Raw genomic sequence first — 23,960 nt, 5'->3', positions numbered from 1 at the left:
CGCGCCGCCGCCTGTGGTTATGCCTTGCGTGTGGCAAGTGCCAGTGCAAGGTCGATCGCGAGCGCCAGTAAAACCGCGCCGCCGCCGAGTCCGAACAGCACCAGATAATCGCCGCCGGTCTGCGCGTAGATCCAGGAGAAGCCGTAAGCGGCCGCGGCCTGGAACAGTGCAAAGCTGGTGGTGGCATGGCTCCAGGTCGCGCGCTGCTGCTCGGCAGAGTGCGGAACGAGTTCATGGATACGTCCGAGCACCAGTGGCACGATGCCGGGCGTGAAGCCGCCGACCACGAGGCTCGATACGATCAGCGAAAGAGGTGCGGTACTGACAGTCGGCAGCAGCACGGCGGCCGCCTCGATCAGAAAGGCCGCGCGCAACGTCGGACCGAACCCGGCGCGGTCACCGAGATGGCCGGTGATGAGCGGACCGACGATGGCGCCGAGACCGTACAGCACCCAATAGCGCGATCCCGCGGCAATGCCCTGGCCGAGGCCGCGCGCCACGAAATCGACGATGAAGACCATGTGCGGCACCAATGCCACCGCGTTGAGACCGTACTGGATCAGCAGCGCGCGGGCGATAGCCGAGGTTTGACGGGGCCTGGTTTGAGAAAGCGGAGTGCTGTTCGCTTCGGCGGGCCAGTTCCACCAGCTCGCGAGCGTGAGCAGGGCGGAGAGCACGCCGAGACCATGCCAGCTCTGCTGCAATCCCTGTTGCAGCAGCAGTGGCACCAGCGTGCCCGATGCGGCGACGCCGAGGCCGACGCCGGCGAAGATCACGCCGCCGACGATGCCACGCCTTGCGGCTGAGGTGTGCGGCAGAATGACGGAGGCCGCCAGCACCATGATGATTCCGCCGCTGAGGCCGGAGAGGAAGCGCCAGGCGAAGAACCACGTGAACGACACCGGCGATGAGCTGGCGAAGAAGGAGAGGGTGGCAAGCAGCATCATCGCCCGCAACGTGCAAACCGCGCCGATGCGGCTGGCGACCCTCCTTGCGGCGAGCGCGCCGGCGAGATAACCGGCGAGGTTCGCGGCACCGAGATAGACGACGTCCGATGCGCTGAACCATTTTGCCGCGATCAGGGCCGGGATCAGCGGCGTGTAGGAAAAGCGGGCGAGGCCAAGTCCGACCAGCGAAGCGGACAATCCCGCCACCGCATATTGCCAGGTCCGCTGCGAGGAATGTTGCTTTGACGAGGTCTCTCGTGAGGCCGATGCCGCCTTCGGATGCGGCCGAGCCCCGGCGTGTGGTTTCAGATCTGCGTTGGTCATGTCATCCTCGTGCGCGCGCGATCGCGCGCGGATCATTCTGTCCGGGCGGCGCGGCGGCGCCGGAACTCCGGCACGGGCAGGCCGCCCCAGCCCCAATTGTCGGTGTCGACTTCCTCGATCACGACGAAGGTCGAATCGAGCGGCTTGCCGAGCACGTCGAGCAGCAGCTGGCTCGATCCCTTGATCAGCGCGGCTTTCTCCGCGGCGGTGAGCGACGCCGCTCCCGGCGTCGTTCCTTCGCGGGTCACTTGAATGGTGACGATGGGCATTGTGGCTCTCCTCCCACGCTCAGTGGCCGGCGCTCTGGCCGCCGTCGACATGCAGGATCTCGCCGGTGACGAAGGAGGCGCCCTCGAGATAGAGGACGGCACCGACGATGTCGGACATTTCGCCCATGTGACCGACCGGATGCAGCGCGCCGAGCTGGGCATGGGTCGCGGCCGGGTGCATCGTCGACTTGATGATCCCCGGCGAGACCGCGTTCACGCGAATGCCGCGCCTGGCATATTCGATCGCAAGCGACTTGGTCGCGGCGTTGAGGCCGCCCTTGCTCAGCGAGGCCAGCACCGAGGGGACGTTGGAATTGGCCTGATCGGTCAGCGTGGTCGTGATCTGGACGACGTGGCCCGAACCCTGCTTCTCCATCTCGGCGATGGCGAGCTGTGTGATGTGGAAGAAGCCCGCGACGTTGGTGCCCATCACCGCCGCGTAATCCTCGGCCGTGTACTGAGTGAACGGCTTTGCGACGAAGATGCCGGCATTGTTGACCAGCGTGTCGACGCGCCCGAAGCGGGCGACGGCCTGCGAAACCACACGCTCGGCGGTGCTCCGCTCGGTGATGTCGCCCGCCACGGCGAGGACGTCGTCGTCACCCGACGGCTTGATGGAGCGTGCGGTTGCGACGACGCGGTAGTTCCGATCGCGAAAACCCTGGACCAGGGCGGCGCCGATGCCCTGCGAAGCACCGGTGATGATGGCGACTTTCTGCTCGATACCCATAACGGGCTCCTGTTGTTGGCCTTGAGAACCTGCGCCAGCACTCGGCTGGCTTGGGTGGTGAGGTACGCCGGGGCAGCCCGGCTGCGAATACACGCCGTCCGGCAGACACTCTTTCGCGGCGCGAACGAATGCCGGGTCGGCGCCTGCCGACGGTTGTCGCCGCGGAGGGGAACGCCTAGCCTGCGGCCGGAATCTGAGGGGCGGCGGGGAAGGCATGGATCGTCTGGATGCGATGAAAGTGTTCGTCCTTGCGGTGGACGAGGGCAGCCTGGCTGCCGCCGGCCGCAAGCTCGGCCGCTCGCCGGCGGCGGTGAGCCGCGCCATCGCTTTTCTCGAGGAGCGGGTCGGCGCCGAGCTGCTGCACCGGACGACGCGCTCGATCAAGCTCAGCGAGGAGGGCGAGCGCTATGTCGCGATCTGCCGCCGCGTGCTCACCGAGCTGGAGGAGGCCGACGACATCGCGGCCGGACCGCGCTCGGCGCCGCGCGGCCTGCTCACGATCACCGCTCCCGTGGTGTCGGGCGAGATGGTGCTGCGGCCGATCCTGGATACGTTTCTCGATGCCTGTCCGACGGTGTCGGCCAGGCTGTTGCTGTTCGATCGCGCGGTCAATCTGATCGAGGAGGGTATCGACATCGCGCTTCGCATTGGCCCCCTCGCGGATTCGGCGATGGTGGCAATGCGGGTCGGCGAGATCAGCCGCGTGGTCGTGGCAGCCCCGCGCTATCTGAAGCAGCATCCCCGCATCACCGAGCCCGGCGATCTCGCCAAGCATCAGATCGTGGCGATGGCCCATCTGCCCAATTCCTGGACCTTCGCGCCGCAGGCCGGTGGCTCGGTGCCGCGTACGGTCCAGTTCACGCCGCGTCTCATCGTCAACAGCACCTACGCGGCCGTAGCCTCCGCCGTTGCCGGCCGCGGCGTCGCGCGGATGTATTCGTACCAGGTGGCCGAGCAGGTTGCGCGCGGCGAGCTCGAGATCGTGCTGGCCGCCGAGAAGGATCCGGAGATGCCTGCGCACCTGATCTGCCCGCAGGGCCGGCTCTCGGTGCCGAAGGTGCGAGCCTTCACCGACTTTGCCGTGCCGCGGCTGAAGAAGCATTTTGCGCAGCTCAAGAAGAGGGTCGCTGCACGCTGAGCATCGCTGCCGCCAATGCGTTGTTTTGCGTATTCGGTCGTCGGGGTGAATCGGCCACTCTGTCCAAACGGTTAACGCCGGATTAACCGCGGACTCCTAGCCTGTCTCGGCCGGGGTTACTCGCAAGGCCGAGGTGAGCTAATGGAAGCCCAGAAGATCGCGGTCGACGCCGTCGTCGCGCTGACCGATTGCGACCGCAGCGCTGTCGTTGCCTTTATCCGCCAGCTCTATCTCGCCGGGGTGACCGACCCCAAACGCCTGACTTTCAAGGGTCTGCAGGCGTTGTCGCGGGCGTAACCGGCGTAGCGGCGCTGATCCTCGGCCTCATCGTGTTTTCGGTACTACGTTAAGCGTGGCACGATGCGTTGGAGGATTACGCTACGCCAATCCGGCCTACGATTTCTGCGGTGATCCCGCGCGTGTCTAGTGATGGTGTCTGTGCCCTGCGGAGCTGTCAGGATGCTGATAGCCTCGCAGCTCTGCGTATCTTTGCATTTGGCGCTGATTGAGCAGGGCCGCGGTCGACAGGTGATATTTGAGGTGGCTCTCGCGGAGCCGGCCCTGGGTTTCCGAAATGGCAACGATGGTCGCCTTGAGCGACTCCGGCGTCACGGCACGAGCAGAGAACAGGTTGTCCAACTCCCTCTCTTGCTCCACGAGCTTGTTGCCCAGCGGGACCGTCTCTTGCTTCATCGAATCGAAGAGGTGCTGAACCTCGGCGCGTTGATCCGCGGTCAGCTCGAGGCGATCGCCGAGCTCGAGAACGTGACTGGGACCGGGATATCCATTGAGTTCAGCGGCAAGCGCCAGGCCCATACCGCGTCCGCTCTGGAGATCCTCGACCTGCTCGTGCGACAGCGCCTTGATGGGACGCTGTTCGAGGCCGGCATAGGGCTTGCTGGACTGAGCGCTGGCTGCGTTGCCGGTGACGACAAGCGTGGCCGCAAGCAGGAGAACGCGTCTCATGAGTCTGGCTCCATGAATCAGGCCGGCTGGCCGGATGGATCTCGACCGGGTGCTCTCGCAGTCCATATCTTGCTGGAAGGTCTGTCCCATGGCAACAAAGCTTGCCGTGATCGAGTAGCCGAAGATGGAGCAGGTGATGGCCCTCTTGCCGACCGCCGATAGCGAGACGAAGCAATTCTTCCTGACGTGGCTGGAAACCTTCGCGGGCTACGTCCGCGAGGTCGACTACGCCTCGGCGCGGCCGCTCTTCCATCCGGATGTGCTTGCCTTCGGCACGCATAACGATGTTATCCCCGGTCTCGATCAGTGGGTCTCGACGCAATGGGACAACGTCTGGCCGAAGACGACGGACTTCCGTTTCGTGCTCGAGCAGACCTCGGTCCTGGCATCCCGCGACGGCACGATGGCGACGGTGATCGTGCCGTGGACGAGCACGGGCTATCATTCCGACGGCGGCGCCTTTCCGCGCCCTGGCCGTGCGACCATGATCTTTGCGAAGAATGCCGATGGCTGGCTGTGCGTGCATTCGCACATGTCGCTCAATCGCGGTGTGCCGCAGGTGAGCCACGCCAATCGGCCGGTGAAGGCCTGGTAGAAAAGTGAAAGGCCCCGGATGCGACCGGGGCCTTGATTTTGATGCGTAGGGCGGATTAGCGAAGCGTAATCCGCCGTTCGGCAATAACAGCAATCGACAGTGGTGTTGGCCGCGCGAAGGTGGCGGATTACGCTTTCGCTAATCCGCCCTACGCTTCGAACTTATTCCGGCTGGCCGATGGCGACCTTCAGCGTGCCGACGCCGTCGACGCCGCATTCGAGCTTGTCGCCGGGTTGGAGCTGGGAGACGCCGGCGGGGGTGCCCGTCATGATGATGTCGCCGGCGGCGAGCTTCACCTGCTGCGAGAGCTGCCAGATGATCTCGGGCACGTTCCAGATCAGCTCGGTCAGGTCGCCCTTCTGAGCCTCCTTGCCGTTGACCGTGAGCCAGATCTTGCCCTTGGCGGGATGGCCGATCTTGGAGGCCGGCTGCACAGCGGAGCACGGCGCGGAGCTGTCGAACGACTTGCCGATCTCCCAGGGGCGCTCCTTCTTGCGTGAGGCGATCTGGAGGTCGCGGCGGGTGAGATCGATGCCGACGGCGTAGCCATAGACGTGATCCAGCGCCTTGTCGGCGGGAATGTTCAGGCCGCCGCTCTTCATCGCGACGATCAGCTCGACCTCGTGATGCAAATCCTTGGTCAGCGGCGGATAAGGAATGGTGGCGCCGTCGGGCACGAGCATGTCGGCGTGCTTGGCGAAGAAGAACGGCGGGGCGCGCTCGTCATTGCCCATCTCGCGGATGTGCTCGAGATAGTTGCGGCCGACGCACCAGATGCGGCGCACCGGATAACGGCCGCTTTCGCCGACGACGGGAAGCGAAGCTTGGGGCGGAAGCGGGATGACGTAGGAGGCGGCGTTCATGCGGGTCTCGCTGCTCTTGAGGTGAAGTGGAACTCTATGCGGTTGCGCTGATCGGCGCCAGAGCGCCGGCATCGTAGTGTTGCAGGCGGAAGAACGAGGCATAGCGGCCGCCGCGGCGGAGCAGCTCGTCATGCCGGCCCTGCTCGACGATCTCGCCGCCCTCGATCACCAGGATCGCGTCGGCATGCATGATGGTGTGCAGGCGATGCGCGATCACGATGGTGGTGCGGTTCCGGCAGAGATGCTCGATCGCCTCCTGCACCTGCCGCTCGGATTCGGAATCGAGCGCGGCGGTGGCTTCGTCCAGCAGGATGATCGGTGCGTTCTTGATCAGCGCGCGCGCCACGGCGATGCGCTGACGCTGGCCGCCTGAAAGCTGCGTGCCGTGCTCGCCGACCGGTGTGTCGTAGCCGAGCGGGAAGCCCATGATGAAATCATGCGCGCAAGCCGCTTTCGCCGCCTCGGTGATCTCGTCTTCGCTCGCGCCGGGCCGGCCGAAAGCGATGTTGTTGCGGATGGTGTCGCGGAACAGATAGACGTCCTGCCCGACATAGGCGGTCTGCGCCCGCAGCGATTTGCGAGAGATTGCGCCGATCGACTGGCCGTCGATCACGATGTCGCCTTGCGTCACCTCATAGAAGCGCAGCAGCAGCGCTAGCACGGTCGACTTGCCGCCGCCGGAGGGGCCGACCAGCGCGGTGACCTTGCCGGGCTCGGCGGTAAAGCTCATCCGGTTGAGCACAGTCTCATTGGCGCGATAGGAGAAGCTGACATCGCGCAGCTCGATCCGGGCGTCGGACAGCTTCAGCGCCGGCTTGTCGTCGTCGGAGTGCTCGCTCGCCGGGCTGTCGACCACTTCGAGTAGCATGCGCGCGCCGACGAGCTGGCTGTTCAAATCGATGTTGAGCCGCGCCAGCCGCTTGGCCGGCTCGGTCGCCATCAGGAACGCAGTCATGAAGGAGAAGAACGCGCCCGGCGTGGCGTTGAGCGCGACCACGCTGTAGCCGCCATAGAGCAGGCAGCCGGCGACCGCGAAGCCGCCGAGCATTTCCATCAGGGGGTTGGAGCGGTTGGCGACGCGGGCCATCTTGTTGGCGTTGCGCTCGACGATGGCGATGTTCTCGTCGATGCGGCTCTGCATCGTGTCTTCGAGCGTGAACGCCTTCACCGTGCGGATGCCTTGCAGCGATTCCTGCATGGTCTCCATGATGTCGGCGGTGCCGGTGAACTGGTTGTAGGCGAGGCCCTTGATGCGCTTGACCAGCTTGCGCAGCACCAGCATCGCCGGCGGCACCACGACGAGGCCGATGAACGACATCACCGGGTCCTGCCATACCATCACGCCGATCATGGCGAGCAGCATCATGAGGTCGCGCCCGACGGCGTTGACCAGCATGTTGAGCACGTCGGTGATCGATTTTGCGCCGGCCGTCAGCCGCGTCAGGAATTCGGACGAATGCCGCTCGGAGAAGAAGCCGACGCTTTCGCGCATCAGTTTTGCGAACAGCTGGCGCTGGTTGGTGGCGAGGATGGCGTTGCTGATCTTGGTCAGGATCACCATGTGGCCGTAGGTCGCCACGCCCTTGATGAACAGCAGGATCACCGTGATCCCGGAAAACATCGCGATGCCCGGGATGTTCTTGTCGACATAGGCCTGGTTGATGACCTGCCCGAGCACATAGGTCGCGCCTGCCGTTGCGCCCGCGGCGACCGCCATCAGCGCGAAGGCGACGAGGTAGCGCCGCCAATAGACGACCCCTTGTTCCGTGACCAGGCGGCGAATCAGGACCGCTGCCGCATAGGGATCGTCGGTGATTTTCTTTGGAAACTGAGCCATCCGGTGTCCATTGACGGCGCAGGACAAAGCCTGCCCGCACGTCAGGGATCGAAGGGCCTCTGTGCCCGCTCAAGCGAGGTTTTTCAAGCCCAATTAAGGGCTTGCGCTCGGATGGAATCTAGGCCGAGGCGGCGTGGCGGAGCTCGCCATGGCGCTCGTGGAACAGCTTGTCCTCCCACGCCAAAGCGTGGGCCGCGATGGTCTCGAGGTCGTCGTATTGCGGCTTCCAGTCCAGCAGGCCGCGGATGCGGCTGGTGTCGGCGACCATGGTCATGATGTCGCCGGGCCGGCGCGGGGCGTATTGCACGGCAAAGCTGCGGCCCGACACCCGGCGCACCGCGTCGATGGTCTCCAGCACCGAATAGCCGCGGCCATAGCCGCAATTCAGCGTCGTCGAGGCGCCGCCGTTGCGCAAATAGGCCAGCGCCGACCGATGCGCCTGCGAGAGGTCCGTGACATGGATGAAGTCGCGGATGCAGCTGCCGTCGGGGGTCGGATAGTCGGTGCCGAACACGTCGATCTTGGCGCGCTGGCCGGTCGCGGCCTCGACCGCGATCTTGAGCAGATGCGTGGCGCCGACGGTGGCAAGGCCGATGCGCGCCTGCGGATCGGCGCCGGCGACGTTGAAATAGCGCAGGGTGACGTATTGCATGCCGTACGCGGCGGCGACGTCGTGCAGCATGATCTCGGTCATCAGCTTCGACGAGCCATAAGGCGACAGCGGCCGCGTCGGCGCGTGCTCGGGCACCGGCACCTGGTCCGGATTGCCGTAGACGGCGGCGGTCGAGGAAAAGATGAAACGGCCGATACCGCGCTTGACGGCGACATTGAGCAGATTGCGCGCGGTCGTGAAATTGTTGCGGTAGTAGCCGAGCGGATCGCGCATCGAATCCGGCACGACGACGGAGCCCGCGAAATGGATGATGCTCTCGATGTTGTGCTGCGCGATCACGCCTTCGAGCAGGTTCTCGTCGCCGGCATCGCCGATGAACAGCGGCACGCCCTCAGGCAGATAGGCGGAGAAACCGGTCGAGAGATCGTCGATCACGACGACGTCCTCGCCGGCTTCCGCCAGCGCGAGAACCGTGTGACTTCCGATATAGCCGGCGCCGCCGGTGACTAGCACAGTCATGATCTCACCCGTCTTCGATCAACGCGCAAAACTAGCGCTTGCGTGGTGAAGAGGGGGTATCGGCGCGGCTGAACTGGTCACTATGCTTAATGTTGCGTATAGGGACTCTGCGAAACGGAGCATGACGTGGCCAATTCCCCCGGCGATCTCGAAGTGATCGTGCCAAATCTGCACAGGCGCTATTCCGGGGTCACCGCGACCAACCGGATGGTGGCGCCGCGGCTGGCCAAACTGTATCGCGCGGCGTGGTTCGGTTCTGATGCGCCGGAAGGGATCGCGCGGCTGAGCGTTGCCGATTTTCTCAAGCTATGGCGCCGCAAGGCGCCGCTGATCTGGCACGCGCGGCGCAACAACGAGATGATCGCGGGCGTCGTGCTGCGCGCGCTCGGCTGGCCGTTGAAACTCGTGTTCACCTCGGCGGCGCAGCGGCACCATAGTTGGATCACGCGTTGGCTGATCCGGCGCATGGACGCGATCATCGCGACGTCAGATCTCTCGGCCTCGTTCCTGAAAGTGCAGGGGACGGTGATCCCGCACGGCGTCGATACCGAGATCTATGCGCCGCCGACCGACCGCGCTGCTGCGTTCACGGAGGCCGCGCTGCCCGGCCGTTACGCCATCGGCTGCTTCGGACGCGTGCGCGCGCAGAAGGGCACCGACGTGTTCGTCGACGCGATGTGCCGCCTATTGCCGCGCTATCCCGATTTCACCGCCGTGATTGTCGGGCAGGTCACGGCCGAGCAGGCGCCCTTTGCGAACGAGCTGAAAAAGCAGATCGAAGCGGCCGGCCTGCAATCGCGCATCGTCATCACCGGCGAACTGCCGATCGAAGCGGTGCAGCGCTGGTACCAGCGGCTGACGATCTACGCCTTCACCTCGCGCAACGAGGGTTTTGGGCTGACGCTGATCGAGGCGATGGCGGCCGGCAGCGCGCTCGTCGCCGCACGCGCCGGTGCGGCCGAGCTGGTGGTCGAGGATGGCGTGAGCGGCGTGCTGGTCCCGACCGGCGATGCCAATGCGTTGGCTGCGGCGCTGGAGCCGCTGATGCGCGATGTGGATGCCGCGACGGCGATGGGCGAGAGGGGCCGAGCGCGGGTGCTCGAAAAATTCAGCCTCGATGCGGAAGCGGCGCGGATCGGCGAAGTCTATCGGCCGCTGCTTTGAGCGGCCGGTGTCGCGCCGGCAAACAAAAACCGCGAAAACAACCCCATGCACAGTAGCCGCGGCCAGCAAAATCAACGGCTTGGCGGCTGACGCGATACGCTGCGGATTTCACGAAGCGCGTTTGACGCGTCGGGCAAAACATCTGCATGATCGTCAGCGGCGCAGGCGTTGCCGACGCTCACGTCTCCGTCCTTGCCCCAGCCTCACCCAGCACCCGCTGCGCGATCGCCACCACCTCGCGCGCTGCGATATCGCGCATGCAACGGTGGTCGTTCATTTTGCAGACCGTGCTCTGGCAGGGCTGGCAGGACAGATCTTCCTTGTCCTGCACCACGGTCGCCGCAAGGCCGTTGAGGGGGGCCCAGAGATAGGGGCTGGTCGGGCCGAAGATGCCCATGGTGGGCGTGCCCAGCGCGGCTGCGATGTGCATCAGGCCGGAATCGTTGGAGATGGCGACGCCGGCCGCGGCCATGGCCAGCACGCCGTTGCGCAGATCGTTGCCGGTGAGGTCGCGCACGCCCGGGCCGCCCGCCGCGACGATCTCCTGGGCCAGCCCCTTTTCCCCGGGGCCGCCGACCACCCAGACCTCCAGCCCGCGCTCGACCAGCAGCCGGGCAGCCTCCGGATAATAGGTCCATCGTTTTGAGGCGCCGACCGAGCCGGGGGCCAGCGCCACCGCGGCGCTGGCGCCGAGGCCGTTGGCCTGGCGCCAGCGGACGATATCCTCGGCCGGGACCCGCAATTGCGGCACCGGCCATTCCGCCGGCAGCGGGGCGCCGTCGGGCTGGGCCAGGGCGGCGTTCTTGTCGATGAAGCGGGGCAGCTTCTTCTCGCCCCAGCGCCAGCGGTTGAGCAGGCCGAATCGGAATTCGCCGACGAAGCCGACCCGTTCAGGGATACCGGCGAGGGCGGGCGCGATGGCCGCCTTCCAGGTCCGGGGCAGCACCAGGGCCGTGCCGTAGTTCCGCTCGCGCAGGAGCTTCCCCAGGGCGAACTGGCGGGCGACGGCGAGGCGGCCGCGCGGCAGGTCCCAGACGATCCCCTCGCGCACGCCGGGCATGTAATCGACCAGCGGGGCGCACAGGGAGGTGGTCAGGAGATCGACCGGCCGGTTGGGCCAGCGCTCCTTCAGGACCCGGACCACGGTGTGATTCCGCACGAAATCACCGATCCACATGTAGGGAATGATCAGAATCGGGCGGGTGTCGCTCCGGTCTGCATCTCCGCTAAGTGTCGAATCTTGGTTCATTCGTTAATGGGGCCGAGGCGATCTGATTGTGGCGGTTCGGTAGCCGCTCCGGGCCGGCAGGTAAAGGCGGCAGACCACTCAATCCCAAAACCGCTTACACTTTGGCGGCTCATGCGCTACGGCAGGACCGGGCCGCAAAGATCGGGCAGGGATTTCGGAATGTTGCTGGTGACCGGCGGGGCCGGTTTTATCGGGTCGAATGTCGTGGCCGCGCTCAATGACGCGGGCCGCAGCGACGTCGTGGTCTGCGATTTCCTGGGCAACGAGGGCAAGTGGCGGAACCTCGCCAAGCGCCAGCTTGTGGATATTGTCCCGCCGGCCGAGCTGATGGACTGGCTGAAGGGCCGCAAGCTCGACGCCATGATCCATCTCGGGGCGATTTCCGCGACCACCGCGACCGACGGCGACCTCGTGTTCGAAACCAATTTCCGCCTGTCGATGCGCCTGCTCGACTGGTGCACGGCGCGCGCGGTGCCGTTCATCTACGCCTCCTCGGCGGCGACCTATGGCGATGGTGAGACGGGATTTGACGACGACGCCACGCTGCCGGCACTGAAGAAACTGCGGCCGATGAATCTCTACGGCTGGAGCAAGCACATGTTCGATCTCGCGGTCGCCGGGCGCGTCGCGAACGGCGATCCGCTCCCGCCGCAATGGGCGGGCCTGAAATTCTTCAACGTGTTCGGCCCCAACGAGTACCACAAGGGCTCGATGATGAGCGTGCTGGCGCGCCGCTTCGACGACGTCAAGGAAGGCCGCGTGGTGCAGCTGTTCAAGTCGCATCGCGAGGGCATCGCCGACGGCGATCAGCGCCGCGATTTCATCTATGTCGACGACGTCGTGCGCGTCGTGATGTGGCTGCTGGCGACGCCGTCGGTGTCCGGCATCTTCAACGTCGGAACCGGCAAGGCGCGCAGCTTCAGGGATCTGATGTTGGCGGCCTATGCGGCGCTCGGCACCAGGCCCAACATCGAATATATCGACATGCCCGAGCAGATCCGCGGGGCTTACCAGTATTTCACCCAGAGCGAGGTCGATCGCCTGCACCGCGCCGGCTATAACGGCGGCTTCACGACGCTCGAGGATGCGGTGAATGCCTATGTCGGGGATTACCTCGACCGGCCCGACCGCTTCCGCTGAGGCCATTTGAACATGCCGACGCCCATTCTCGATTTCGACGCCCTCGCGAAGGCCATCTCAGGCCGCACGGTACTGTGCATCGGCGACATCATGCTGGACGAGTTCGTCTATGGCGAGGTGTCGCGGATCTCGCCGGAAGCGCCGGCGCCCGTCATCGCGGCCCAGCGCAGCGAGATCCATATCGGCGGCGCCGGCAATGTCGCGCGCAATGTCGCCTCGCTGGGCGCGCGCTGCATCTTCGTCGGCCTCGTCGGCGAGGACGATGCCGGTGCACGGCTCAAGGCGGCGCTGGACGAGCACGCCGGCATCGAAAGCGTGCTGGTGTGCGATCCCTCGCGTCCGACCACGCGAAAAGTCCGCTTCGTCTCCGAGCATTTTTCCACGCACATGCTGCGCGCGGACTGGGAGCAGGCGGCGCCTGCTTCCGATGACATCGAGACGAAGCTGATCGAGGCGATCCTGCCGCAGATCGCGCGCGCCGACATCGTGCTGCTCTCGGACTACGCCAAGGGCGTGCTGACGGCGCGCGTCATCCGCCACACCATCGATGCCGCGCGAAAGCTCGGCAAACCCGTGATCGTCGATCCCAAGAGCCTGAACTGGGCGATCTATCGCGGCGCCACGCTGCTGACGCCCAATCGCAAGGAGTTCTCTGAAGCGACCCGAAGCCGCGCCGAGACGGTGCAGAGCATCGTCGAGGCCAGCGAGGACGTGATGCGGCTCGCCGACTGCGAGGCGATCCTGGTCACCCAGGGCGAGCACGGCATGACGCTGGTGCCGCGCAATGGCGCGGCGGTTCACGTTCCGGCTTTTCCGGTGAAGGTGCGCGACGTCTCCGGCGCCGGTGACACCGTCGCCGCCGCGCTCGCGGTGTCGCTTGCTACAGGCGCGGACTGGGACACGGCGCTGCGCATGGCCAATGCCGCTGCCGCCGTCGCCGTCGGCAAGCAAGGCACCGCCAGTGTGAGCGCGGCCGAGTTGCGCCGAAAGATCCTGCCGCATGCCACTCTGGCGGCCGAGGAGAAGATCGTGCTCGAGCCGGCCGCACTCGATGCGTTGCTCGCCGAATGGAAAACGCAAGGCCAGCGCGTCGGCTTCACCAATGGCTGCTTCGACATCCTGCATCCCGGCCACGTCAAGGTGCTGACCGCGGCGCGCGCCGCCTGCGACCGCCTGATCGTGGGGCTCAACAGCGACGCCTCGGTGCGGCGGCTCAAGGGCGCCGAGCGGCCGGTCCAGGACGAGCGCGCGCGTGCCGAGGTGCTCGCCGCGCTCGAGGCCGTCGATCTCGTCGTCATCTTCGAGGAGGACACGCCGATCGACCTGATCACTCGGATCAAGCCCGGTGTGCTGGTGAAGGGCGGCGACTACACCCGCGAGCAGGTGGTCGGCCACGAGGTCGTCGAGGCCGCGGGCGGCACCGTCGTGCTGGTCGACATCCTGCAGGGCTTCAGCACGACGGCGCTGGTCCATCGCGCCCGGGGGGGGGCCAAGTGACGGCACTGGCACGCGAGACGACCGGCGGGATGTTGCTTCGCCGCCTGCGCAGCCCGGCGGCCTGGCGCGAGACCGTCGATATATTCGCGGTCCTGACCGCGGCCTCGCTGCCGTGGTCGACCTCGCTGGCGGGCATCTTCAACGCGCTGATGCTGCTCTGCATGGTGCCGTTTCTCGACGTCCGCGCGTTCCTGCAATCCTTGAAGCGTCCGATCTGCGCGGCCCCGATCGCGCTGGTCCTGCTCGCGCTGGTGGGGACGCTGTGGTCGGACGCGAGCTGGGGCGCCCGCTTCTATGCGGTCAATCCGACCATCAAGCTGCTGGTGCTACCGGTCCTGCTCTATCATTTCGAGCGCTCGCCGCGCGGGCGCTGGATCTTCATCGCCTTCCTGGTGTCCTGCGCCCTGCTGTCGGTGATGTCCTGGCTGGTTGCCTTCTACCCGAACCTCGCGCTCAAGACCGATCCGGCCGAGCGCGGCATCTTCGTCAAGAATTACATCGACCAGAGTCAGGAATTCGCGCTTTGCGCGGTCGCGCTCGCCTATCCGATCGTGATGCTGCTGCGTGAGAAGCGATACTGGTTCGCCGGGCTGCTGACGGCCCTGGCACTGAGCTTCTTCGTCAACATGACCTTCGTGGTGGTGTCACGCACCGCGCTCGTCACCGTTCCGGTCATGTTCGGCGTGTTCGCGCTGCTTCACCTCAAATGGCGCAGCATCGCGCTCATCTCCGCCACATTGCTCGTCGCCGCTATTCTCGCCTGGCAGGCCTCGCCATATTTGCGCCATACCGCCGAGAGGTTTTCCGATGACTACACGCGCTATGTGGAAAAGGGCGAGCCGACCTCGCTCGGCCTGCGCCTCGAATTCTGGCGGAAGTCGCTCGGCTTCTTCGCCGAGGCGCCGATCAAGGGGCACGGCACCGGCTCGACGCGCGGATTGTTCGAACGCGTGGCGACGCCCGCCGGTCAATACCAGGCGTCCGCCGAGGTGATCGGCAACCCGCATAACCAGACGCTGAACGTTGCCGTGCAATGGGGCGTGATCGGCATCGCCGTTCTCTACGCGATCTGGATCCTGCACCTGCGCTTGTTTCGCGGCGACGGCCTTGCCAACTGGATCGGGCTCCTGGTGGTGGTGCAGAACGTCTTCACCTCGCTGTTCAACTCCCATCTGTTCGACTTCCACGAGGGCTGGATGTACGTCATCGGCGTCGGCGTTGCCGGCGGCATGGTGATCCGGGCGCAACAGGCCGAGGCGAAGACGGGGGAAGCCGGTTCCTGAAAGGCCGCGCGGCTGGCAAGTCTGGTCCAGATGGGCTATCAGCGCGGTCAGGTTGCATCTAACTGGATTTTCATCGGTCGGCGGATGACGCGTCTTTCGCATCTCACCTTGCGCAATTTCCTGATCGCGCTCCACGACCTGCTGGCGACCGCGGCGGCGCTTTTTGCCGCCTTCTATCTGCGATTCGAAGGTGGCGACGGCTTCTTCGATCGCCTGCCGCTGCTGTTCCAGATCCTGCCCTACTTCCTCGCCTTCAGCGTGGTCGTGTTCTTCATCTTCAACCTGACTACGACGAAATGGCGCTTCATCTCGCTGCCTGACGCGCTGAACATCATCCGCGTCGCGACCGTGCTGACGGTCGCCCTGCTCGTGCTCGACTACATCTTCGTCGCCCCCAATGTCCGCGGCGCCTTCTTTCTCGGCAAGGTCACGATCGTCCTCTACTGGTTCCTCGAGATCTCCTTCCTCAGCGCGCTGCGCATGACCTACCGCTACTTCCGCTATACGCGGGTGCGGCGTCACGCCAGGGGCGAGGAGGCCGCGCCGACGCTGCTGATCGGCCGCGCCGCGGATGCCGAGGTGCTCCTGCGCGGCATCGAGAGCGGGGCGATCAAGCGCATCTGGCCGGTCGGCGTGCTGTCGCCGTCGAGCTCGGATCGGGGCCAGTTTATCCGCAACGTGCCGGTGCTGGGCGGCATCGACGACGTCGAGGACGTCGTCGCCGATTTCGCCAAGCGCAACAAGCCGATCGCGCGCCTCGTCATGACGCCCTCGGCATTCGAGCCGGAAGCGCGTCCGGAATCGATCCTGATGCGGGCGCGCAAGCTGGGTGTGATCGTCAACCGGATGCCCTCGCTCGAGAGCGGCGATACACCGCGGCTCACGGCCGTCGCGGTCGAGGACCTCCTGCTGCGGCCGAGCGAGACGATCGACTATGCGCGCCTGGAAGCGCTGATCAACGGCAAGGCGGTGATCGTCACCGGCGGCGGCGGCTCGATCGGGTCGGAGATCTGCGAGCGGGTCGTGGCCTTCGGCGCCGCGCGGCTCCTGATCGTGGAAAACTCCGAGCCCGCGCTCTATGCCATCACGGAAGCGCTCGCCGCGCGAGGCGCGGCCGCCGAGATCGAAGGGCGCATCGCCGACATCCGCGACCGCGAGCGCATCATGCGCCTGATGGCGGGGTTCAAGCCGGACATCGTGTTCCACGCCGCCGCGCTCAAGCACGTGCCGATCCTCGAACGCGACTGGAGCGAGGGCGTCAAGACCAACATCTTCGGCTCGATCAACGTTGCGGATGCCGCCGTTGCCGCCGGCGCCGAAGCCATGGTGATGATTTCGACCGACAAGGCGATCGAGCCGGTGTCGATGCTCGGCCTGACCAAGCGCTTTGCGGAGATGTACTGCCAGGCGCTGGATCACGACCTCGCAGCCGGGGCGCACGGCGCCAAGCCGCCGATGCGGCTGATCTCGGTCCGGTTCGGCAACGTGTTGGCTTCGAACGGCTCGGTGGTTCCGAAATTCAAGGCCCAGATCGAGGCCGGCGGCCCGGTGACGGTGACGCATCCCGATATGGTCCGTTACTTCATGACCATCCGCGAGGCCTGCGATCTCGTCATCACCGCGGCCACGCATGCGCTCGGAACACACCGTCCCGACGTCTCGGTCTACGTGCTCAACATGGGCCAGCCGGTGAAGATCGTCGATCTCGCCGAGCGCATGATCCGCCTATCCGGACTGCAGCCCGGCTACGACATCGAGATCGTGTTCACGGGCATGCGGCCGGGCGAGCGCCTGCACGAGATCCTGTTCGCCACCGAGGAGCCGACCCGCGAGATCGGCGTTGCCGGCATCATGGCCGCGCAGCCGAACGAGCCGCCGATGCAGACGTTGCGCAAATGGATCGCGGCGCTGGAGCAGGCGATCGCACGCGACGATCGCGCCACCATCAGGACCATCCTGAAGGATGCGGTGCCCGAATTCGGGTCGACCGCGGCCTGACCATGCAGCCTCGGGGCAAGATCGTCGTCGCGAGCCAGCATTATCCGCCGGACACCAGCACGACGGCGGCGATCATGGCCGAGATCGCATGCCGTCTCGCCGCCGAGCACGAGGTGGTCGTGCTCTCGGGCTGGCCCGGCGCGTTGCCGGACTTGCAGACCGGCCCGGGCAAGCCGCGCGTCATCGCAATCAAGAACCGCATGGCGGGCAAGGCGGCGCTGGTGCGGCGCGGGGTCTCGGAGCTGCTGTTCGCGGCGCGAACGTTCTTCGCCTTGCTGCGCGAGCTCAAGGCAGGCGACGTTGTGCTCACGGTCACCGCACCGTTCATGCTGCCTTACGCGGTGGCGGCAGCAGCCAGGTTCAAGGGCGCACGCTCGGCGCTGATCATGCACGACCTCTTTCCCGACGTGCTGGTGATGGCGGGCCTGCTGAAGCCGGGCTCGTTTGTGACGCGGACGATGCGCGCCGCCAACAGCCTGATGTTCCGCGCGCTCAATGCCGTCATCACCATCGGCCGCGACGCTGAGCGGCCGCTGCTGAGCTATGCCGGAATGAGGCGGAACAAGATCCGCTTCATCCCGAACTGGGCGACGCTCGTGCCCGCGCCGCGGCCGGTCAATTCGGACAATCCGTTCCGCAAGGCGCTTTCCGCGCGCTTCATCGTCGGCCTGTCGGGCAATCTCGGTTTCACCCACGATCCGGAGATCGCGTTCGAGGCGGCGCGGCTTCTGAAGGGCGAGGCCGACATTCACTTCCTGCTGTCCGGCTGGGGCATCGGCTTCGAACGGCTGAAGCAGTTGCAGGCGGCGGCGAACCTGCCCAATGTCTCCTTTGTCGGACGGGTCGAGGATGCCGAGCTCGAGGCGTTGCTGGCGTCCGCCGATCTCTGGATCATTCCATACAGGAAGGACGTTGCGGGGGTGTCGGTGCCGAGCCGGTTCTACAATCTGCTGGCGGTCGGCCGTCCCGTGGTGCTGGTGTCCGAGCCGGAGGCCGAGGCTGCCTTGACGGTGGTGGAGAACGGGCTCGGCTGGGTCGTGACGCCGGGCCGCCCGGACCAGCTCGCCGCGGCGATCCGCGCGGCGTCCCGTTCCAACGACGATGCGATGACGGAGCGCGCGGTGAGGACGGCATTGCGATTCGACCGGACGACGGCGATGAACGCCTATGCCGGTGTGATCGACGAATTGTTGCACACCCCGAACCTTTCGGAGCAACGATGAGCGAGAAGAAACCGGTCGTGCTGGTGACGGGAGCGAGCGGCTTCGTCGGCCGTCATGTCGTGCCGGCGCTCCAGCGCGAGGGATGGTCGGTCCGCCGCGCGGTCCGTCACGCGGAAGGTGCCGACGACGAGGTGGTGATCGAGACGATCGGTCCCGAGACCGATTGGCAAGCCGCGTTGGAAGGCGTCGACGCCGTCGTTCATCTCGCCGCGCGCGTGCACCACAAGCACGAGGAGCACGCGGTCCAGCTCTACCGCAACGTCAACATCGCCGGCACGCTGCATCTGGCGCGCTGTGCGGCGACGGCCGGCGTGCGCCAGTTCGTCTTCATCAGCACCGTGCTCGTGCACGGCCGTAGCAACGAGGGCCGCGCCCCTTTCAGCGAGAGCGACATCCTGACGCCGCGCGGCCTCTACGGCATGTCCAAGGCTGCGGCCGAAGCGGGCTTGAGGACGCTGGCGCGCGACAACGACATGAAGATCTCGGTGATCCGGCCGCCGCTGGTCTATGGCGCGGGTGCCAAGGGCAATTTTGCGCTGCTGACGCGCGCGGTCCAGCTCGGGTTGCCGCTGCCCGTTGCCGCGATCCGCAACCAGCGCGCCTTCCTTGCCGTGCAGAACCTGTCGTCGTTCATCCTGCGCCGGCTCGGCCATCCCGATCCCGCCAGCAATTTCGAGATATTCCTCGTCGCCGACAGGGAGCAGGTCTCGACGCCCGAATTCATCACCCGTCTGGCCCAAGCGTCCGGCAAGAACCTGCGGCTGTTCGGCGTGCCGCCGGGCCTGCTCAGCACGCTGCTCAATGTCATGGGCCGGCAGGATACGCATGACAGCCTGATCGGCTCGCTCGAGCTCAACATCTCCAAGGCGCTCGCGACCGGTTGGCAGCCGCAGGTCTCCCTCGACGAGGGGTTGCGGCTGGCGCTGTCGGCTCAGGATGCCTGAGGGCGGGAGAAGCGCCGCAGCACGAAGGCGACCGCGCCCGCGCCCGCGAACAGGGTGACGATCGCGACCGGCATCGAGCCGGCGCGAACGCTGACGATGGCAAGCAATGCCAGCACGAGATTGAGCGCGAACACCTCGCCGATCACCTGCTTGACCTTAAAGCCGTTGTCGGTGGCGCGCTGATAGAAGTGCGTGCGGTGGGCCGACCAGAATGGTTCGCGCCTGATGATGCGGCGAAACAGCGTGATGGTGGAATCCGCAAGATAATAGGCGGGCAGCAGCAGTGCCGCAGCGGGCTGTCCGTGCCAGGCGAGCTCGAGCAGGCACCAGCCGAGCAAGAGGCCGATCGGCAGGCTGCCGACATCGCCCAGGAAGACCTTTGCGGCTGGGCGGTTGAACGGCGCAAAGCCAAGCAGGGCCCCGCACAGCGCCGTGGCGAGCAGCGCCCCGGATGGCGAGAGGTCGCCATACCATCCGAGCAATCCGAGCGCGGCCGTGACAGGCACCACCTCCGCCACGGTCATCAGGTCGAGCCCGTCCATGAAATTGACGAGGTTCACGAACCAGATGCCGGCGAGCAGGATGAGGCCGCGCTCCAGCGCCAGCGGCAGCGCCGGCACGATGCGTGCGGTCTCCGGTGTCGTGAAAACGACGGCGGCCACGGCTCCCGCCTGCAGCGCGAGGCGGAGCAGCACGGGCAGGGGCCTGATGTCATCGACAAGTCCGACCATCGCGATCACGACGGCGGAGCCGACCAGAGGCAAGGGAATCGCGCCGTACGTCCAGGCCGCCCAGGACGCAGCCACCAGCAGCGTGGCCGCGACAACAGCGATGCCCGCACCTTGCGGGGTCGGTATCTTGTGCGACGAGCGAGCGTTCGGACGCGCCAGTGCATAACGCTGCAGCAGCGGCATGCTGCACCAGGTGATGCAGGCGGAGATCAGCGCAGCCAGCACGGCCGGCGCAAGCGCGAACAGCACCAGCCCGGCCGCAAGGTCCGGACCCGCGACGAGGGTCGTCACTCCGGCACTCCGATCGGCGCCGACCCCTGCGCGGCTTTCTCCGCGCTGAGGATCCAGACCAGGCCGCCGAACGCGCCGACGATGAAGGACACGGCGCCGAACAGCAGCGAGACGTTGACGCCCTCGTTGGCGGCCAGGCCGGCGAAGCCGAACGCCAGGCTCATCGTGGCTTCACGCACGCCCCAACCGGCAATCGAGATCGGCATCATCGTGATCAGCATCACGGGCGGCACCAGCAGGAAGACGTCGCTGAAGCGAACCGGGGCCGCAATCGACTGCACGACGCACCAGGCGATGACGACGGCGAGCACGTGAACGAGCACCGACAGGATTGCGATGATCGGTCCGCGGCTGCGGCTGAAGATCACGCGGTTCGCGATCACGGCACAGGCGTGAATGTGATGCGTGGCCCACCAGGTCTTCAGCCAGCGCCATTTCAGCGCGCCGAAAACCAGGAAGCCGAGGCCGCCGGCGAGCGCCAGGAAATCGATGAGCAGCAGCGCCGAGCGCCCGTGCGGATCGGTGATGAGGGTGTAGCTCCAGGGCAGGCTCGCGACGATGAGAATCGCGAGCGCGATCAAGCCGATCGCGCGGTCGACGAAGATCGAGTAGGTCGCCGCACGCCAGCCGGCGCCGGCGCGCGCGACCAGCCAGAGCCGGACCGCGTCGCCGCCGATCGCCGACGGCAGGGTCTGGTTGAAGAACGAGCCGATCACGTTGTAGCGCATGGCGCGGCCGAGCTCGAGCGGCGCGCCGCAGACCGCGCTGATCTCGCGCCAGCGCAGCACGCCGACGAAGATCTGCAGGAAGGTGACCGCGATCGCGGCGCCGATCCAGAACAAGCTGGTCACGGTGAAGCGCGAAAACAATTCGGACAGATCGACCTTGCGCAGCGCCAGATAGAGCAGCGCCGCGGAAATCAGGATTTTGGCCGTCGACAGCAGGATTCGGCGCATCTCGCCCGCATGAACAGGGTTTGCGAAGATTTGAGGCAACCCGACGCGAGCGCCGAATTCGGCCGCTTTGGTATGGTTTTGGCGCCGATCTTGCAATAGCCCTCGTGAGGCTCTCGTGGGCTCTCGTGGAGGGGCATTATGGAGCGGATGAGCCGCGGCGGGCCTATTGCGATCACCTTGAGGTGACGGCTAAACAGGATCGGGCTAGGGATCCCCAGGGAACAGGATGACGGATCAGGCGATTTTGGTCACCGGGGCCGCCGGCTTCATCGGCTTTCACGTCGCCCGGCAGCTCCTGGGTGAAGGCCGCACCGTCGTCGGGCTCGACAATCTCAACAGCTATTACGATCCGGCACTGAAGCGGGCGCGCCTCGCGCTGTTGCAGAACGACACTCGCTTCTCCTTCGTCGAGGCCGATCTTGCCGACCGCGAGACGATGGCGGCGCTGTTTGCGCAACATCGTTTTACGGAGGTCGTGCATCTCGCGGCGCAGGCCGGCGTGCGCTACTCGATCGAGCAGCCGCATGCCTACGCCGATTCCAATCTGGTGGGCTTTCTCAACGTGCTCGAAGGCTGCCGCAACAGCGGCTGTCGTCATCTCGTTTACGCCTCGTCATCCTCCGTTTATGGCGCCAACACAAAATTGCCATTTGCGGTTGCGGACCGGACCGACCATCCCGTGAGCTTCTACGCCGCGACCAAGAAGGCGAACGAGGTGATGGCGCAGTCCTACAGCCATCTCTATCGCCTGCCGGTCACGGGCCTGCGCTTCTTTACCATTTACGGGCCATGGGGACGGCCTGACATGGCCATGTTTCTGTTCGTAAACGCCATCATGGCGGGCAAGCCGATCCGGCTGTTTAACCATGGCCGAATGCGTCGCGACTTCACCTATGTTGATGATGTCACACGTGTAGTATCCAAGCTGATCGATCTTGTGCCTGCGGACGATCCGGCTGCCGCAAATGCGCCGTTTAAGCTCTACAATGTCGGCAATCACCATCCGGAGGAACTGATGCACGTCGTCGGGCTTCTGGAGCGGGAGCTGGGCCGGACGGCGATCAAAGAATTGCTGCCGATGCAGCCGGGAGATGTGCTGGAAACGTTCGCGGATGTCGAGGACCTGATGCGCGACACCGGCTTTGCACCGTCAACGCCGATCGAGCATGGGGTCCATAATTTTGTCACCTGGTATCGGGACTACTTCAAGGTTTGAGATGACGATGGACAAACGCATTATCCCCCTGATCATGTGCGGCGGCGCCGGCACGCGGCTGTGGCCGGCTTCGCGCGAGGTGCGGCCAAAACAGTTCCTGCCGCTGTTCGGCACGCGCTCGACCTTCCAGGACACGCTGCAGCGCGTTTCCGATCCCTCCCTGTTCGACCGGCCGATCGTCATCACCAACGCGTCCTATCGCTTCATGGTGCTGGAGCAGCTCGCCGAGATCGGCATCGAGGCCGACGTGATCCTCGAGCCGATGCGTCGCGATTCTGGTCCCGCGATCGCGGCCGGCGCCGTGTTCGCGCAGAACCGCGCCAGTGAAGCCATCGTGCTCGCGCTCGCCGCCGACCACGTCGTGCAGGACAATGCCGCTTTCGTCGCCGCCTGCCGCGAGGGCCGTAACGCCGCGAGCACCGGGCGCATCGTCACCTTCGGCGTCAAGCCGGAGCGGCCGGCGACCGAATACGGCTACATCAATCCGGGCGAGGTGATCTCCGGCGAGGTGCATGCGGTCGCGCGCTTCGTCGAGAAGCCGGACGCGGTGAAGGCCTCCGACTACGTCAATTCGGGCTATCTCTGGAACAGCGGCAATTTCATGTTCCCGGCGAGCGTCCTGCTCGACGAGTATTGCAGGGTCGATGCGGGAAGCGTCGAGGCCGTCACCAACGCGGTCAACAATGCCGGCCGCGATCTCGGCTTCGTCACGCTGGAGCCCGAGGCGTTCGGCGCGGCCAAGGCGATCTCGATCGACTATGCCGTGATGGAGAAGACCTCGCGCGCAGCCGTGGTGCCGGTGTCCTGCGGCTGGTCCGATGTCGGCTCCTGGCACGCGGTGTGGGAGCTCTCCGACAAGGACGCGCAAGGCAATGCGTCGCACGGCAGTGCGGTGTTCGAGGATTCCCGCAACTGCAACGTCACCACCGATTCCGCGCTGGTCGCGCTCGAAGGCGTCGATGATCTCGTCGTGGTCGCGACCGCCGATGCGGTGCTGGTCTCGCGCCAGAAGGATGCCAACGGCCTGAAGCGTCTCGTCACGAAGCTGAAGGCGGTCGCGCCGAAGGTCACCGAGGAGCATCTCAAGGTGCACCGGCCCTGGGGCAGCTATCAGTCCGTCGACAATGGCGAGCGCCACCAGGTCAAGCGCATCGTGGTGAAGCCGGGCGGGCGGCTGTCGCTGCAGAAGCACCATCATCGCGCAGAGCACTGGATCGTGGTCCGCGGCGCCGCCCGCGTCACCGTCAACGAGGCCGTGAAGACGGTGCACGAGAACGAGTCGATCTACATCCCGATGGGCGCCGTCCATCGGATGGAGAACCCCGGTAAAATCATGCTGGAACTGATCGAGGTCCAGACTGGAAGCTATCTCGGGGAAGACGACATCATCCGGATTGAAGACGACTATCAAAGGTCGTAACCAGCAAACTCCGAATCACGCGACCCGGGCCAAAGAAGCCATACTTT

The 23,960-nt window shown here is 65.7% G+C and carries 22 protein-coding genes; 12 read left to right on the top strand and 10 right to left on the bottom strand.

What is annotated here, in order from left to right; genetic code table 11:
* Positions 1–17: 17 nt before the first annotated feature.
* From RAD04_RS21730 to RAD04_RS21720, 3 genes are read right to left on the bottom strand one after another with little or no spacing between them, the layout of a single operon-like run.
* A complete protein-coding gene (locus tag RAD04_RS21730; RefSeq protein ID WP_461625383.1) occupies positions 18–1,271 on the bottom strand; it encodes a YbfB/YjiJ family MFS transporter in 1,254 nt (417 codons plus the stop codon).
* A gap of 32 nt (positions 1,272–1,303) precedes the next feature.
* Positions 1,304–1,540 (bottom strand): tautomerase family protein, encoded by a 237-nt coding sequence (locus RAD04_RS21725; RefSeq protein WP_461625382.1) that lies wholly within the window; start codon positions 1,538–1,540, stop codon positions 1,304–1,306.
* 19 nt (positions 1,541–1,559) lie between these two features.
* Complete coding sequence (locus RAD04_RS21720) at positions 1,560–2,270, bottom strand: SDR family NAD(P)-dependent oxidoreductase (protein ID WP_461625381.1); 711 nt, start codon at positions 2,268–2,270, stop codon at positions 1,560–1,562.
* A 214-nt stretch (positions 2,271–2,484) separates the two neighbouring features.
* On the opposite strand from RAD04_RS21720, the gene RAD04_RS21715 reads away from it, so the two are divergent.
* Both RAD04_RS21715 and RAD04_RS21710 read left to right on the top strand, forming a co-directional pair.
* Positions 2,485–3,408, top strand: coding sequence for a LysR family transcriptional regulator (locus tag RAD04_RS21715; RefSeq protein ID WP_461625380.1), 924 nt, complete (start codon positions 2,485–2,487; stop codon positions 3,406–3,408).
* Between the two features lie 141 nt (positions 3,409–3,549).
* Positions 3,550–3,705 (top strand): hypothetical protein, encoded by a 156-nt coding sequence (locus tag RAD04_RS21710; protein ID WP_018317399.1) that lies wholly within the window; start codon positions 3,550–3,552, stop codon positions 3,703–3,705.
* Positions 3,706–3,831: 126 nt separating this feature from the next.
* Here RAD04_RS21710 and RAD04_RS21705 read toward each other — a convergent pair whose 3' ends face one another.
* A complete protein-coding gene (locus RAD04_RS21705) occupies positions 3,832–4,464 on the bottom strand; it encodes a Spy/CpxP family protein refolding chaperone (RefSeq protein ID WP_461625379.1) in 633 nt (210 codons plus the stop codon).
* A gap of 46 nt (positions 4,465–4,510) precedes the next feature.
* Between RAD04_RS21705 and RAD04_RS21700 the strand changes: the two genes are divergently transcribed.
* Positions 4,511–4,969: a YybH family protein gene (locus RAD04_RS21700; RefSeq protein ID WP_461625378.1), complete on the top strand. Its 459-nt coding sequence runs from the start codon at positions 4,511–4,513 to the stop codon at positions 4,967–4,969.
* A 161-nt stretch (positions 4,970–5,130) separates the two neighbouring features.
* On the opposite strand, the gene RAD04_RS21695 is transcribed toward RAD04_RS21700, so the two are convergent.
* The 3 genes from RAD04_RS21695 to galE form a co-directional block, all read right to left on the bottom strand.
* Complete coding sequence (locus RAD04_RS21695; RefSeq protein ID WP_461625377.1) at positions 5,131–5,832, bottom strand: fumarylacetoacetate hydrolase family protein; 702 nt, start codon at positions 5,830–5,832, stop codon at positions 5,131–5,133.
* Between the two features lie 34 nt (positions 5,833–5,866).
* Complete coding sequence (locus RAD04_RS21690) at positions 5,867–7,669, bottom strand: ABC transporter ATP-binding protein (RefSeq protein WP_461625376.1); 1,803 nt, start codon at positions 7,667–7,669, stop codon at positions 5,867–5,869.
* Between the two features lie 118 nt (positions 7,670–7,787).
* Positions 7,788–8,801 (bottom strand): UDP-glucose 4-epimerase GalE, encoded by a 1,014-nt coding sequence (gene galE / locus RAD04_RS21685; RefSeq protein WP_028143333.1) that lies wholly within the window; start codon positions 8,799–8,801, stop codon positions 7,788–7,790.
* Between the two features lie 126 nt (positions 8,802–8,927).
* Between galE and RAD04_RS21680 the strand changes: the two genes are divergently transcribed.
* Positions 8,928–9,965, top strand: a complete 1,038-nt coding sequence (locus tag RAD04_RS21680) for a glycosyltransferase family 4 protein (RefSeq protein WP_461625375.1) — start codon at positions 8,928–8,930, stop codon at positions 9,963–9,965.
* 178 nt (positions 9,966–10,143) lie between these two features.
* Here RAD04_RS21680 and waaF read toward each other — a convergent pair whose 3' ends face one another.
* Positions 10,144–11,214, bottom strand: a complete 1,071-nt coding sequence (gene waaF, locus RAD04_RS21675) for a lipopolysaccharide heptosyltransferase II (protein ID WP_461625374.1) — start codon at positions 11,212–11,214, stop codon at positions 10,144–10,146.
* Positions 11,215–11,373: 159 nt separating this feature from the next.
* Between waaF and rfaD the strand changes: the two genes are divergently transcribed.
* The 6 genes from rfaD to RAD04_RS21645 all read left to right on the top strand — a co-directional run bounded on the left by rfaD (position 11,374) and on the right by RAD04_RS21645 (position 19,299).
* Positions 11,374–12,354 (top strand): ADP-glyceromanno-heptose 6-epimerase, encoded by a 981-nt coding sequence (gene rfaD / locus RAD04_RS21670; protein ID WP_461625373.1) that lies wholly within the window; start codon positions 11,374–11,376, stop codon positions 12,352–12,354.
* A 12-nt stretch (positions 12,355–12,366) separates the two neighbouring features.
* Positions 12,367–13,851: a D-glycero-beta-D-manno-heptose-7-phosphate kinase gene (gene rfaE1 / locus RAD04_RS21665; RefSeq protein ID WP_461625372.1), complete on the top strand. Its 1,485-nt coding sequence runs from the start codon at positions 12,367–12,369 to the stop codon at positions 13,849–13,851.
* Complete coding sequence (locus RAD04_RS21660) at positions 13,848–15,134, top strand: O-antigen ligase family protein (RefSeq protein ID WP_461625371.1); 1,287 nt, start codon at positions 13,848–13,850, stop codon at positions 15,132–15,134. The genes rfaE1 and RAD04_RS21660 overlap by 4 nt, the downstream gene beginning before the upstream one ends.
* Positions 15,135–15,218: 84 nt before the next feature.
* Complete coding sequence (locus RAD04_RS21655) at positions 15,219–17,132, top strand: SDR family NAD(P)-dependent oxidoreductase (RefSeq protein WP_461625370.1); 1,914 nt, start codon at positions 15,219–15,221, stop codon at positions 17,130–17,132.
* A gap of 2 nt (positions 17,133–17,134) precedes the next feature.
* Positions 17,135–18,355 (top strand): glycosyltransferase family 4 protein, encoded by a 1,221-nt coding sequence (locus RAD04_RS21650; protein WP_461625369.1) that lies wholly within the window; start codon positions 17,135–17,137, stop codon positions 18,353–18,355.
* Positions 18,352–19,299, top strand: a complete 948-nt coding sequence (locus RAD04_RS21645) for an NAD-dependent epimerase/dehydratase family protein (protein ID WP_461625368.1) — start codon at positions 18,352–18,354, stop codon at positions 19,297–19,299. Before RAD04_RS21650 ends, RAD04_RS21645 begins: the two co-directional genes overlap by 4 nt.
* On the opposite strand, the gene RAD04_RS21640 is transcribed toward RAD04_RS21645, so the two are convergent.
* The gene (locus RAD04_RS21640) at positions 19,287–20,321 is read right to left on the bottom strand and encodes an MraY family glycosyltransferase (protein WP_461625367.1); all 1,035 of its coding nucleotides are present in this window, start codon (positions 20,319–20,321) and stop codon (positions 19,287–19,289) included. The genes RAD04_RS21645 and RAD04_RS21640 overlap by 13 nt on opposite strands.
* Positions 20,318–21,277: a lysylphosphatidylglycerol synthase transmembrane domain-containing protein gene (locus RAD04_RS21635; protein ID WP_104465244.1), complete on the bottom strand. Its 960-nt coding sequence runs from the start codon at positions 21,275–21,277 to the stop codon at positions 20,318–20,320. The genes RAD04_RS21640 and RAD04_RS21635 overlap by 4 nt, the downstream gene beginning before the upstream one ends.
* A gap of 226 nt (positions 21,278–21,503) precedes the next feature.
* On the opposite strand from RAD04_RS21635, the gene RAD04_RS21630 reads away from it, so the two are divergent.
* Both RAD04_RS21630 and RAD04_RS21625 read left to right on the top strand, forming a co-directional pair.
* Positions 21,504–22,493 (top strand): NAD-dependent epimerase, encoded by a 990-nt coding sequence (locus RAD04_RS21630; RefSeq protein WP_461625366.1) that lies wholly within the window; start codon positions 21,504–21,506, stop codon positions 22,491–22,493.
* A 7-nt stretch (positions 22,494–22,500) separates the two neighbouring features.
* Positions 22,501–23,913 carry a mannose-1-phosphate guanylyltransferase/mannose-6-phosphate isomerase gene (locus RAD04_RS21625; protein WP_461625365.1) on the top strand — a complete coding sequence of 471 codons (1,413 nt, stop codon included), beginning with the start codon at positions 22,501–22,503 and terminating at the stop codon, positions 23,911–23,913.
* Positions 23,914–23,960: the final 47 nt, after the last annotated feature.

Source organism: Bradyrhizobium sp. 25ACV, from assembly GCF_054863005.1.
This window is presented reverse-complemented; position numbering and strand designations above follow the sequence as displayed.